The sequence below is a fragment of the Nostoc sp. DSM 114167 genome (assembly GCF_052692655.1).
Window position 1 is genome coordinate 3323518 of record NZ_CP195116.1, and the last position, 14115, is coordinate 3337632.

The 14115-nt window shown below is 39.9% G+C and carries 6 protein-coding genes; 4 read left to right on the plus strand and 2 right to left on the minus strand.

Annotation, left to right across the window (positions count from 1 at the left end):
• Positions 1-6: 6 nt before the first annotated feature.
• Positions 7-5874 carry a PAS domain S-box protein gene (locus tag NSTC731_RS14120; protein WP_445631355.1) on the minus strand — a complete coding sequence of 1956 codons (5868 nt, stop codon included), beginning with the start codon at positions 5872-5874 and terminating at the stop codon, positions 7-9.
• A gap of 659 nt (positions 5875-6533) precedes the next feature.
• Between NSTC731_RS14120 and NSTC731_RS14125 the strand changes: the two genes are divergently transcribed.
• The 4 genes from NSTC731_RS14125 (at position 6534) to NSTC731_RS14140 (ending at position 12669) form a co-directional block, all read left to right on the plus strand.
• On the plus strand, positions 6534-6830 hold the full coding sequence (locus NSTC731_RS14125; RefSeq protein ID WP_445631356.1) for a hypothetical protein: 297 nt from the start codon (positions 6534-6536) through the stop codon (positions 6828-6830).
• Between the two features lie 263 nt (positions 6831-7093).
• Positions 7094-10432, plus strand: coding sequence for a PAS domain S-box protein (locus tag NSTC731_RS14130; RefSeq protein WP_445631357.1), 3339 nt, complete (start codon positions 7094-7096; stop codon positions 10430-10432).
• A 155-nt stretch (positions 10433-10587) separates the two neighbouring features.
• A complete protein-coding gene (locus tag NSTC731_RS14135; protein ID WP_445631358.1) occupies positions 10588-11322 on the plus strand; it encodes a response regulator transcription factor in 735 nt (244 codons plus the stop codon).
• A 255-nt stretch (positions 11323-11577) separates the two neighbouring features.
• Positions 11578-12669, plus strand: coding sequence for a hybrid sensor histidine kinase/response regulator (locus tag NSTC731_RS14140; protein ID WP_445631359.1), 1092 nt, complete (start codon positions 11578-11580; stop codon positions 12667-12669).
• Positions 12670-12735: 66 nt separating this feature from the next.
• Here NSTC731_RS14140 and NSTC731_RS14145 read toward each other — a convergent pair whose 3' ends face one another.
• Entirely contained in the window at positions 12736-14043 is a 1308-nt protein-coding gene (locus NSTC731_RS14145) for a dihydroorotase (RefSeq protein ID WP_445631360.1), read from the minus strand.
• Between the last annotated feature and the right edge of the window lie 72 nt (positions 14044-14115).

Here is a 14115-nt window from a genome sequence, read left to right on the forward strand (position 1 = left end):
TTTCCGCTACCTTCCTAAAAATTGTTGAATTGTAGTTACAAGCTGTTTAAGTTTTACGGGTTTGGTCAAATATTCGTTAGCTCCAGCTGCGAAACTTGTTTCGCGATCGCCGGGCATAGCTAACGCTGTTAGTGCAATTATGGGAATATGCACAAATTGGCGATCGTTACGGATGCGGCGGATTGCTTCTAATCCATCCATTCCTGGCATTTGAATGTCCATCACAATTAAGTCAGGGCGTTGAACTCCTATAAGGTCAATAGCTTGTTGTCCATTGTTTGCCAAAATGAGATGATACCCTCGACTTTCAAGATAGCCGGACATCGTATCAATATTTGCTTGATTATCTTCTGCCAACAAAATCAAAGGAGTTTCTAAAAAGACTTCTGGCAATACAATTAAATTTGGCGAGTTAAAACGGGCAGGATGTTGTAGTTTCTCTATAGTTACCTGAAGTTGAGCGCGGGTAATGGGTTTGACCAGATATTCAAACGCTCCCTGAGCTAGTCCTTTGCTATGTTCATCCATAACTGAAATGATGATCGTTGGAATATCTTTAGTTTTTGGGTTGGTTTTGAGTTGATTTAGCACCTCCCAACCCGATAGGTTCGGTAGTTGCAGATCGAGAATGATTAGAGCAGGTTGAACTCGCACCACCTCTTCTACGGCTCCTTCACCTTGGGGATAGATGATAGATTGCATTCCCATTTCGTTGAAATAACGAGTAATCTGATCGGCCGCGGCCACAGAATCTTCAATAATCACAACTTGAGCATTTTCAGCAATTAAGGGATAGCTGGGTAATGAAGTAGTTACCTGCTTCCTGAGAAAATTATCGCTGGTACGATAGGGAATACGGACGGTAAAACAACTTCCTTTTCCAACTTCACTGCTAACTAAGACTGTTCCTCCATGTAGGGTAATAATCTTTTGTACCAGTGCCAAACCTAGACCAGTGCCACTGTACTGGCGGTTAAGGCTGCTGTCAAGCTGGATAAAAGGCTGAAACAGCTTGCCAATTTCTTCAGGGGCGATACCGATGCCGGTGTCAGTGATATGGAAGCAGAGATTTGGGGAAGATGAGGGGGATGAGGAAGACAAGGAAGACAAGGAAGACAAGGAAGACAAGGAAGACAAGGAAGACAAGGAAGACAAGGAAGAATTTACTTCCCCTGCTCCCCTGCTCCCCTGCTCCCCTGCTCCCCTGCCCTCCTGCTCCCCTGCCCTCCTGCCCTCCTGCCCCTCTGCCCCCTCCAGCCTGACTTCTAGCGTTACAGATCCCCGTTCTGGCGTAAACTTGACAGCGTTACTTAACAGGTTGATCAGTACTTGACGCAGGCGGCGATCGTCTACTTGGATGCTGTCAATATTGTCATAAATATGAGTACTAAGACGAATGCTTTTTTTCAAAGCCATCTGTTTGACAAAGGCAAGGCTGGTATCACAAAGGCTCCTAACAGAAACATCACTTGGTTGCAGTTCCAGTTTGCCAGATTCAATTTTAGACAAGTCTAGAATGTCGTTGATTAGTTCTAGTAAATGTCTGCCACTGCGCTCAATAGTGGCGATCGCTTTTGCTTGTCTTTCATTAATCGAGCCGAATACACTTTCTTGTAAGCCCTCTGACATCCCCAAAATAGCATTGAGAGGTGTTCGCAGTTCATGGCTCATGTTTGCGAGAAATTCGTCTTTGAGACGAGTGGCGCGGGCAAGTTCCACATTGGCGTTAGCAAGTTGCTCATTTGTCTGCCGCAGTTGTGCTTCTGCTTGTTTACCTTCTGTGATATCTTCGTGAGATACCAGTACGCCAATCACCTCACCTGCGCTATTGGTCAAGGGAACTTTATTTGTTCGCAGCCAGAGTTGTTCGCCATTATCCCCTTCAAATGGCTCCTCATAGCCTAGTTTAGGTGTTCGGGTGTTCATCACCATCGCATCGTCTGCACAGTAGAGGTGTGCTAACTTGGCCCAAGGTAATTCAAAATCGGTCTTGCCGATAATTTCATCAATTGTCAGTTGAGAATGGCGGATAAATGCTGGATTGCAGCCGAGAAAGCGCGATTGGCGGTCTTTCCAGAAAACACGTTGCGGAAATGTATCTAGTACAGTTTGCAGCATTTTACGTGATTCTTCCAGTTCTTGCGCGGTCTGTTTGCGTTCGCGGATATCAAACAGGGTGGTGCGGCTGTATACATAGTTACCCTCTGCATCCTTGACAGCAGTAGCGCTTACCAGCACTGGGAAAACTGTGCCATCTTTACAAATCATGTCAAGTTCCAAATCCTTCAACGAACCCTGCTTTTTGAAGTGAGGGTAGTTTTGCGCAAAGGACAAGCCACTTGCTTGAGTGAAAAAATTCAGCACGGGTTGGCCAATCATTTCCTCACGGGTATAACCCAACCATTGCAGTTCAGTCTCGTTTACCTTGAGCAATCGGCCTTCGCTATCGAGGGAATGATAGCCACAGGGAGCATTATTGTATAAATCTTCGACCTCATGGGCATATTTCGCCAATGCCTCTTGTGCTTCTTTCCGTTCGCTGATATCAGTTATCCTAACTAGATTCATGGTGCGTCCGGCTACAGTAATCGGCTTGGCTGCAATGTTTCCCCAGAAAATCTTACCCTGAAGAGTAATATATTCAATCTCTAGGCTCCAGAAACCTTTTGAGTGCATATCTCTGACGATCGCATCCGTTTCGTTGGTAGTGAATGGCCGCAACTGGAGTGTCTGCCCATTGATATCGACCAATTCAGCGTTGTCAACCGCCTCAAACATTTCTACTGCCCGCCGATTGCAATCTAGGGTGAGCAGAGTTTGCGGATCGACTAGAAAGATGGCATCGGCAGATTCGTTAAAAATTGCTTCTCGCAAATCCCGATTGTGGATAAGTTCCTCTTCGGCTTGTTTGCGTTCGCTGATATCATAGTTAACTCCAATCATCTGTACAGGTTCACCCTGTTGGGCACGCTTGAGAATGCCGTAGCCTTTAAGATAACGAATTTCTCCACTTGGTTGAACGATGCGGAACTCGACATTATATTCTTGCTTTCCTTGCAGAACTTGCTCTATAGTTTCCAACATATAAGGGCGATCGTCTGGGTGCAGGCAGTTTAACCAAGCATCAAAAGAACCGTCAAAATCAGTGTTGCTCACTCCATACAGTTCGTACATCCGATCGTCCCAAATCTGCCTTGCTTGGACGAAATCATATTCCCAAATACCAAATCCTCCAGAGCTGATAGCTATGGTTAGCCGTTCGGAGAGGTGATGCAACTGTTCTTCTGCTTGCTTGCGTTCGCGCAGTGCGGCTTGCTGTTCGCTGATATCTGTCAGTGTGCCGATGTAGCCAATAATGGTGTCGTTGGCGTTAATTTCGGGTAGCACTTGGACATAGAACCAGTTGATGCTGCCATCTGGGCGTAGATGTCTGCCCTCACTCTGATAAAATTCCCTTGGGTTAACACGTTCTTGCTCAAATTTTAGAGACCATTCCCTCCCCAAACGCTCGGCGTCTTCTGGGTGCAAAGCCTGTAACCAACCTATCCCCAATGCTGCCTGTGTTGGTCTACCAGTCATCTCACTCCAGCGATCGTTAGCATAGATGCAGTTACCAAAGGCATCCAGTCGGAAAATAGCTACAGGAGCCGCTTCTGCCAAATTTGCATAACGGAGTTCGCTGTCTCTAAGGGCTGTCTCTATTTGTTTTTGCTGGGTAATATCTTTGGCAATACCCAAAAATCCGATATTGTTTCCTTTTAGATCCTGGAGAATTTTTACTGACAGAAATACAGGGAATCGAGAGCCATCTTTACGAATGTAAGTCCATTCGTTTTCATAGGTGCTTCCGTCTTGAGTGACGATAGTAAAAAATTCTCTACCAGGTGCAATTTCCCTACCCAATTTCAACGAGAGTTCTGCTGCTCGTTGCTTGAGTTCCTCTGGGTCGTGAAATGTAGTTGGATTTATTTGCCGAACAACTTCATCTGCTGTGTAGCCCAACATTTTCTGAGCAGCTGCGTTGAAGGTTTGGATGCCATTCGAGTTATTAGAAATAATGGCATAGTCAGTACCATCTAAAATGGCTTGTTGCAAATTAGCGATCGCTAACAATTGAGCTTCTGCCTGTTTGCGTTGTGTAATATCAATATGGCAACCAATCATCCGCAGGGGATTGCCGTCTCGATCCCAGGCTATGACGCGACCGGAACAAATGACCCAAACGGTAGAACCATTTTTATGTCGATATCTCACCTCATTGTAAAAGGGGATTTGTCCGCGACTTTGGACGTGTTGCTCAAAAAGTTCCAGAACACCCGGTAAATCCTCTGGAAAAATCAGGCGTTGCCAGCTGTGTGGTGTATTTGGCAATTCACGATCTTCGTAGCCTAACATCTGCTTGAAGGTTAAGCTCAAGTACTCTTGATTGCCCGGAATATCCCAGTCCCAGTAACCTGCTAGGCCGACTTCGAGAATTTGCTCCAGAAGACGTAATTCAATTCGCAGCATTTGGGCCCGCCGCCGTTCTTGTTCTGAAAGCTTGCGTTCTGTAATATCTATCAGCACGCCCAGCATTCGCAGTAGTTGTCCGGTTGCGTCGTAAACTCCGCGTCCTTTTGCCGATACCCAATGAATGCTGCCATCTTGCCAGACAATTCGATATTCCACAGCATAATCGGTTTGGGTGGCGATCGCTTGCCTCAGTTGCGGCTCAACCCATTCTCGATCCTCTGGATGGACTTGACCCCGCCACTTTTCATAAGTCCAGTTCACATCACTCAGATCGGAACCAAAACAGCGAATTGCATTCTCGCTAGCAAATATTTGATTGATGATTGGGTTCCACTCCCAATAGCCAATACCAGCAAAACTCAGAGTAAGCTTGAGTTTCTCTTCGCTAGTTTTTAGCGCTGCTTCTGTCCGTTGGCGTTCTGCTAGTTCTGCCTGTAATTGCTGATATGCACTTCCCTGTTGAATGGCGATCGCTATTTGCACCGCTAGTCGATCCAACAAATCTAGTTCTACTGATTGCCAATGACGAGATGCACTACATTGGTGAGCAATTAATAATCCCCATAATTGCTCTTTGACCAAAATAGGTACTACTAGATTGGCTTTAACTTCAAATTGTTCTAAAAGCTGCAAATGACAATTGGTTAAGCCAGCCTGATAAATATCGTCGATTGCTCGTTTTTTCCCTTGACGATAGTCACTTCTGGCTTTCTTGTGAAAGCAGGTGTCTAGAATCTGCTTTCCCATAGCCACTGTCCAACCAGGAAGCACTGATTCTGCGACAATTGTACCGCTCATATCCGGCTGAAATTGATAGACCACTACTCGGTCTGCTTTAAGAAACTGCCGTACTTCTGTAGCTGTGGTACGCAGAATTTCTTCTAGTTTCAGAGACTGACGAATCCGTAAGGCGATCGCAGCAATCAGTTGTTGTTGTTCCCGACTTTGTTCTAACTGTCGAGCCAAATCCATCCGTTCAATGGCATGATGAATTGAACCTTGAAGAACTTCAGGTGTGAGTTTATTTTTAACCAGATAATCTTGCACACCACTTTTCATCGCACGAACAGCGATGATTTCATCCCCTTGTCCTGTTAGCAGAATCACAGCAGTTTGAGTATTGCTATGACATTCCCAAAACTGCTGAATAAACTTCAGTCCATCCCCATCAGGCAACGCAAAATCTAGCAAAATGATATCTGGAATCTCCTGTTGACACCATTTCAGTGCTGGCCTTAGCGTTTCAAATTCCAAAAAGCGGTAGGTATACAGGCTGTCTTGCTTCAAAAAGCGACGATATGCTTCCCGATCTTCAGCGCAATCATCAATCAGCAGGATTGTGAGGCAAGAAGGATAACTCATAAGTTAAAAATACAAACGCGATCGCGTTTCAAAAAATTATAGCTCGATATCATCGTCTTAATTGCTTGATGTAAATCAAATCACGCTTGGACAAGAAAAACATAGAACAGGCAAAATACCTGAGATATTTTTATATTGCCCTTTAGCGCGATATTTTGCCCAAATACCTTAAAATTTTGGCATTTTAATCGCTTTACGATTAGGTGTTATAAACGAATGGCTTCGCAGTTTTACTTAAACACCTCCTCAGAGATTCAGTAAATTTGCGGTCTTCAAAATTCATCAATTAACAGCCGCAAAAGTAACACTCAAACCTCTGTTTTGCAGTGATTTTTATCATCAGCCAGATTGTTTTAAAGTTTCACATCATCGGTTTTATTGGCTTGTTCCTTACCATTCTTCTAGAAAATCTCCTCTATCCTACGGATGAGCTAGAGTTGCGACTCAGTATTTATTCAGGAATCACAAATAGCCATTCAAGTAAATACTCTCAATTTCATTAGAAAAAAAATCCTGTTTTTCCTCGATTACATTTTCATTTAAATTTTGAATACTAAAACTATTACAAACAATAATTACTAGAAAACATTTGTTTGTAACCAGTTCATTCTCTTGAAAATTTCCAGTTTAAGTACAATTCCAAAAGGAGTTTTAACCTAATGTCACTAGTAGGTATAGAGCGTCGGTTACAGCATAAATTAGACCTTAAACAAGCTGTAAATCACAAATGGAATTCTGTTAATATTGTGTTGTTACTAGTAGCTTTAATTATTCTAGGAAGCTCTAGTTTTATTATCACCTCTTATGTATTGTCTTCAATTAGTTTGATAATTTCATCTTCAGATGCTAATCCTACATCAATTCCCTGGATTGAGAATAAGTTTGACTGTCAATCCAGTAGTAGAACCTGGCGGGATAACAAGTGTTGGGATTATGAACATAATCCTATGTTTTAAAGTTGACTTCTAATTACTTGGATTACAGTTAAGCTGCATCTACCTTAAAGATCGTTATTTTTTTACATCAAGTAACAACTCATAACTAAACCCAGGAAAAAACCAAAACATATTTCATAATAAATAAAAATTATTAAAAACAATATAAATTTTTATATCAATAAAAAAAATCATAGAAAACACTGATGTTTTTTCATTAAATATAAGTAAAATATTATTTACCTTTTGATTAAATATAATTCCATTCCAAGCATATATACATAATGTTCATTAACTCTCTCATATCTGATAATTTACAACAGACTATCATTCGTCATCCGCTTGTTGTTAGCTCTGAAATTATGCTTCCAGATGTGATTGCACTAATCAATCAAGCATCAGCTAATCATGATAGTTTGCCAATCAAGCATAACAATTATTTGCCTAACCCTGGTAAAGATATAGGTAGCAACACATCTCAAGCCACCAGTTGTGTTTTAGTTCTGGAAAACTCGCAGTTAGTGGGGATAATTACACAGCGAGATTTAATTAAGCTGACAGCACAAGGCAAGAATATAGAGGGTATCAGTGTTGCCCAAGTGATGACCAGAGAGTTAATAACATTGAAATTAAGAGATTTTAAAGATGTTTTTACTGCTTTACATTTGCTAAGAAAAAATCGAATTTGCCACCTGCCTATTATTGGAGATCGAGAAGAGTTAATTGGATTAGTTACTCCCACTAGTCTACTGGCAGTTTCTATTCTACAAGCCGAACTTTACAATCATACACGAGTTAAACTTGTAGAACGCCAGAAAATTGAGGCAGAACTGCGATTGGAGCGTAATTTTGTTTCTACCGTTTTGAATCTAGCAGACGCTTTAGTTATAGTACTAGATTGCCACGGAAAAGTTGTTCGCTTTAATCATACTTGCGAACAAGCTACAGGTTACGCATTCGATGAAGTTAAAGGAAGATGTGTTTGGGATGTGCTGCTGTTACCTGAAACAACAAAATGTATCAAAGATATTTTTCAAAATTTAGCCGAGAGAGAATTCCCTCAACGTTACGAAACTTCTTTAGTTACTAAAGATAGCGATCGCCGCTTAATTTCTTGGTCAAATAAGGTCTTACTTAACTCTAATAATCAAGTTGATTATATTGTTTGTACAGGCATTGACATTACTGAAAGCCGAAAAGCACAAGAGGAACTCCAACAGACTCGCAACTTTTTACAATCGATGATTAATAATCTGCCTGTAGCCGTCTTTGTTAAAGATGCTAAACCAGAAAGTTTTGGAACAATCAAGCTCTGGAATCATACGTGCGAAAATATTTTTGGTGTTACAGCAGAACAGGCTATTGGCAAAACAGATTACGAATTCTTCTCGAAAGAACAAGCAGACTTTTTCTATCAAAAAGACCTAGAAAGTTTTGCTAGCGGTGTACTTCAAGATATTTCTGAAGAACCTATTGACAGTCCTAGTTTTGGCAGAAGAATTTTACACATGACTAAAATTCCTTTGTATGACAAAAACCATCAACCCGAATACCTATTGTGTATTTCCGAGGACATTACAGAATATAAACTAGCAGAAAAAAATCTACAACAAGCAAAAGAGCAATTACAAACGGTTTTAGATGCACTACCTGGGTTTGTTTCTTGGGTAAATGATGATGGATATTATTTAGGGGTTAATCGCCATTTAGCTGAAAGTTTTAACTTGACTCCTGATGCTTTTGTTGGTCAAGAATTGGGCTTTATGGAAAATAGCCCACAATTTACAGAATTTATGCATGAATTTTTAAATAGGCAAGATGTAGCAGATTCTAAGGTTATTGATGTCCAAATTAATGGTAAAACATGTAATTATTTGCTCGTAGCTCAAAAATATCAACAAAACACAGCCGCCGTTGCCATCGGAATCGATGTTACAAAACGCAAACAAGCTGAAATAGCCTTACAAAGTTTAATAGAAAGTACAGCTTCTACAACTGGACGTGACTTTTTTCCAGCATTAGTTGAGCATATTTCTTCGACTTTAGATGTCCGTAATACTTTAGTAAGTGAGTTAATTGATGAGCAAGCTCACACTTTAGGATTTTGGTCTGATGGGCAGTTACAACCCAATATTTGCTATGACCCAAAATCAACTATATGTGAAACTTTGCTCAAGCAAGGATTTTACCAGTGTAGTTCGAGAATTCAGCAACTCTTTCCTAATGCGAAAAGATTAGCTGCTATGGAAGCTGAAAGTTCTATGGGAGTTATTTTAAGTGATGATTTTGGTCAACCAATTGGCTCACTATGCATAGTAGATGACAAACCTATACCTGACCAACATAAATTTGAAGGAATTCTCAAAGTATTTGCAGCCAGAGCATCTGCTGAACTGCAAAGACAACGAGCGCAAGAAGCTCTACAAAAACTCAATCAAGATTTAGAAATCAGGGTTAAACAACGCACTTTAGACTTACAACAAAGTGAGGCAGAACTTAGAGCTATTTTTAATCAAGCAGCTGTGGGAATTCAGCTAGAAACTTTAGATGGACATTTTGTTAAAGTTAATCAAAAGTTATGTGAATTTTTAGGCTATAGCCAAGAAGAAATCCTCCAAAAAAACTTTAGAGATATCACACATCCAGAAGATATACAAATCCATCTAAATAAATTGCAACAATTAATAGCAGGAAAAATAGAAACATTTTCCATTGAGAAGCGTTATTTACATAAAAATGCTAATGTAATTTGGATAAATCTAACGGTATCTCTAATTCGAGATCCGATTGGCAAACCAATTTATGCGATCGGTGTAGTTAAAGATATACGCGAGCGCAAACAAGCTGAAGAAAATATTTGTAAAGCTTTAGTAAAAGAAAAAGAACTCAGTGAGTTGAAATCTCGTTTCATTTCTATGACCTCCCACGAGTTCCGAACTCCTTTAGCTGTGATTGCTTCCTCTGCTGGAATCTTAAAAAGCTTTAGCCATAAACTAGATGAAGAACAAAAGCATAAACATCTCCAATGCATTGAGACTTATGTGCAACATACTACTCAACTATTAGATGATATTTTGCTAATTAATAAGGCTGAAGCTGGAAAATTGGCATTTGAACCAACTTGTATTAATTTAATTAATTTCTGTCGTTCTTTGGTAGAAGAAATTCAACTCAATTCTTCAAAACATACCCTAACCTTTTTTCCTCAGTATTTAGGGAACTCATTAATAGACGATCCCTTTATGGCTTGTATAGACAAGAAACTTTTGCGACAAATCTTGAGCAATTTGCTTTCAAATGCTGTCAAATACTCGCCAGATAGTAGCAATGTTCAAATTGATTTATTAGTTCAAGATGAAAGCGCAGTTTTTCTAATTCAAGATGAGGGTATTGGTATTTTACCAGAGGATCAACAGAACTTATTTGAACCATTCTACCGAGCGAGTAATGTTGGTAATACGCCAGGAACTGGATTAGGTTTGGCAATAGTCAACAACTGTATAGACCTTCATAGAGGAAGAATTACTCTCACTAGCCAGGTCGGAGTAGGTACGACTTTTAGGGTAGAACTGCCACTGATTATAAGTGACTTCCTCAATGAAAAATATCGAATGTGTTATTAGTAAATAATTTTAGGGAACAATAAACTGCGGGAGATTGTTTGGAATCTAATGTAAAATCCAAGTTCTCATCTGAATAATTAGTTTTAACAACTGTATTTACTGCGTCTGTAGATATCGCAAAAATGCCTAGTAAAAATCAATATTTGAAGAAGCCAATGAACAAAAAAATATTAATAATTGAAGATGAAGTCCAAATCTGTTCAAATATTCAACAGATTTTAAGTTTTTCTGATTTTAATACTATTACTGCAAATAATGGTTTAGAAGGATTACGACTTGCTAAAACAGAACAACCAGACCTGATATGTTGTGACGTTATGATGCCTGAACTTGACGGTTACGGTGTGCTAACGGCCTTACGCCAAGATCCTGTAACTGAATTTATCCCAGTAATTTTTCTGACTGCAAAAGTAGATCGTGGTGACTTACGCCAAGGTATGGAATTAGGAGCCGATGATTACCTGACGAAACCTTTCTCTATGGACGAACTTTTGAAGGCAATTCAGGTCAGATTAGATCGAGTAGAAAAACCAGCTTTAATCAAACAACAATACGAGCAAGAACATCAAGAAAATACCAAGTTGAAGCAGGAGATAGAGATAAATTCACAAAAACTGCAAGAGAGCCAACACCTAGCAGAAATATGTAACGAGGTTTTACAAAAACTTTTACAAGATTTAGGCAATCCGCTTTCAAATATCAATATGGCAATCTATATGCTGAAAAAAGCTCAATCAGATGTTGAGCGCGATCGCTACTTGAGTATCCTACAACAAGAGTATGCTAGAGAAATGATGTTTTTGAATGAAATGAAGAATTTACAAGCATTATTAACCCCAGAAAATGCCAATATTTTGCAAAATTTTAATTTGCTTAACCATAGCAAATAGTATATCTGCGCAACAAATATATTGAAATAGATCGGCGTTTTTACTTAGATCATTAATATGATTATACGGTATTATTGACAATTAATTTTTCTTGTTTAGCAAGATAAGCTTTGTGTGGATATAGCGTTTCCTAAGCAACTGAAGTATACCAAATCTTGTTAACCAAGGTTAGTAGCTTTGGAAACGTATCTTACTAGGTCGTAAATTGCTATACCAATAATATAAAACTGATACTTTTATTTTTATTAATCATAAATGAACACAATTTTAATTATAGAAGACGAACCCCAAGTCAGGGGAAATATTCAGGAAATTTTACAACTTTCTGATTTTGAAACTTTGATAGCTGCAAACGGTAAGATTGGATTAGAAATTGCTCAAGCAAAATTACCAGATTTAATTATCTGTGACATTATGATGCCTGAACTAGACGGTTATAGCGTACTGTCTGCTTTACGTCAAAATGAAGCAACTATCAATATTCCTTTAATATTTGTTACTGCTAAGGCAGAGCGTTCAGATTTTCGTCAAGGAATGAATTTTGGAGCTGATGATTATTTGACTAAACCATTTACTCCGGAAGAATTACTCAATGCGATCGCTTCTCGTCTTGATAAACACGCTTCGGTTGAGCGCCAAGCTCAAGCCAAACTAGACGAACTGAGAATGAATATTGCTCACTCATTACCTCACGAACTAAATACGCCTTTAAATGGTATTCTCGGTATGTCACAGTTGTTAATACAAAATTGTGAGTTCATGCCTGACTCTGAAGAAGTCGAAATTGCCGAATTAATTTACAAATCCGCCAATCGCTTGAATGTACTAGTTCAAAGATTTTTATTATATAGTAATCTGGAGTTAATAACTAAAAGTCTCGAAAAAACTCGTCAATTCAAAGAAAAAAAAGATAGATGTTTTGCTGAAAAAATTCTTATTGAAATTGCTTTTAAAAAAGCTAAAGAAAACTGTAGACCAAAAGATTTAAAGTTAGATATCGAAGAATCTACAGTACAACTATCAGAAGAAAACTTGAGTATTCTGATTGAAGAATTACTGGATAATTCTTTCAAATTTTCTTTGCCAAGCAGTGAAATTCAAGTTATGAGTAAGATAGAAGGTAGCAAATTTAATTTATATATAATTGACAATGGCAAAGGGATGACAATTGAAGAGATTAACAAAATTGGAGCTTTTGTACAATTTAATCGAAAGTTATGGGAGCAACAAGGCTCTGGCTTAGGACTGGCTATTGTTCAGCATATAGTTAAATTATATGGTGGTGAATTTACAATCGCTAGCATTCCTGAGAAAGGAACTATTGTAAGTGTTAGTTTGCCTTGCTAGGGTGTACTTGCCAATATAACCACAAGAAAATAGCCAAGTTATATTCAGTGGTTTTAAGTGCGCTTTTTAACACCAGGTTTGCACAACATGACCCTTTAACTGTTGTCCTAACCAAGGTGTATTTTGTGAAAGTGTATAAAGACTTTTCCGTTCAACTTTCCAAGTTTGCTGGGGATCAAATAAAGTAAGTTCCGCTGGTTGATGAGGTACGATCGCACTTACTTTTTCTCCCAAACACTCTGCTGGATTGGTACTCAATGCCCGCCATAATTCTAAAGCTGTAAATTCCTCAGTTTCAACCAGATATTGCCATAAAAGAGGTAATGCTAATTCTAAACCAATTGCTCCTGGAGGCGCTTCGGCAAAGGCTTGGACTTTTTCTTCGTAGCTGTAGGGTGTGTGATCGATAGCGATCGCATCGATTACACCCACACGTACCCCTGTACGTAACGCCGCCATATCACTGGGATTACCTAAAGGCGGATCTAAATGCAAGCTGCTGTGATAACTCTTAACTGCTTTAGTATCAAGTAAAAGGTGCATCCAGGTGGTGCTGGCGGTGATGGGTAAACCAGCGGCTTTAGCTGAAGCAATTAATTCCACGCTGCGAGCTGTGGAGACACGCATGATATGAACTGGTGTGCCGATGGTTGCAACCAATTCAAGCATAGCTGCGAGCGCAGTTGTTTCAGCGCTGGTGGGTATTGGGGGTAAACCAAAACGCAGAGCATTTGTCCCTTCTCTCATGACACCATTGGCTGTTAACTGGCGATCGCTAGGCCAAAATGCTACTGGTTTACCCAATGGCTGGAGATACTCTAACACTCTCCGCACCAGCGCCAAATTTTCTAAAGGTTTACCATCAGTAAAACCAACAACCCCAGCAGACGCTAAATCTGCTAATTCCGTCATCTGTTTCCCAGCAATATCTACAGTGATTGCACCCCAGAGATGAAGCAGGGGGAGAGAAGAAGACAAGGGAGAAAAATTGCCCCCTTGTCCCCCTTGTCCCCCTTGTCCCCTTGTCCCCCCTCTCCTCTTCTGCAACTGTGCCACAAGCGCAGGGTTATCAATAACTGGGGATGTATCGGGTAAAATGCTAACTCTAGTAAAGCCGCCAGCAGCAGCAGCTTGTAAGAAAGACGAGAGTGTTTCCCGTTCTTCAAAGCCAGGTTCACCAGAGTGGCTGTACAAATCCACTAATCCAGGGCCGAGAACTAATCCCTGACAATCTCTGATTTGAGTATCGGAACTGATGTCAGAAATGTGTGAAGCCACTTCTCGGATATAACCATCAGCAATCAGTACATCAAAGAGTTCATCGATTTCAGAAACAGGGTCAATTACTCGTACTTTTTGCAGCAGTTCAATCATAAAAGTTTTAGTTATGAGTTAGGAGTTAAGTAGGTAGGCATAATTAAACATAAAGTAAAATCCTAGTTCGTA

What these genes read in the sequence shown, in the direction of transcription:
- NSTC731_RS14145 (WP_445631360.1), bottom strand. Translation starts at nt 14,043, where the DNA reads ATGATTGAACTGCTGCAAAAAGTACGAGTAATTGACCCTGTTTCTGAA.
- NSTC731_RS14135 (WP_445631358.1), top strand. Translation starts at nt 10,588, where the DNA reads ATGAACAAAAAAATATTAATAATTGAAGATGAAGTCCAAATCTGTTCA.
- NSTC731_RS14130 (WP_445631357.1), top strand. Translation starts at nt 7,094, where the DNA reads ATGTTCATTAACTCTCTCATATCTGATAATTTACAACAGACTATCATT.
- NSTC731_RS14120 (WP_445631355.1), bottom strand. Translation starts at nt 5,874, where the DNA reads ATGAGTTATCCTTCTTGCCTCACAATCCTGCTGATTGATGATTGCGCT.
- NSTC731_RS14125 (WP_445631356.1), top strand. Translation starts at nt 6,534, where the DNA reads ATGTCACTAGTAGGTATAGAGCGTCGGTTACAGCATAAATTAGACCTT.
- NSTC731_RS14140 (WP_445631359.1), top strand. Translation starts at nt 11,578, where the DNA reads ATGAACACAATTTTAATTATAGAAGACGAACCCCAAGTCAGGGGAAAT.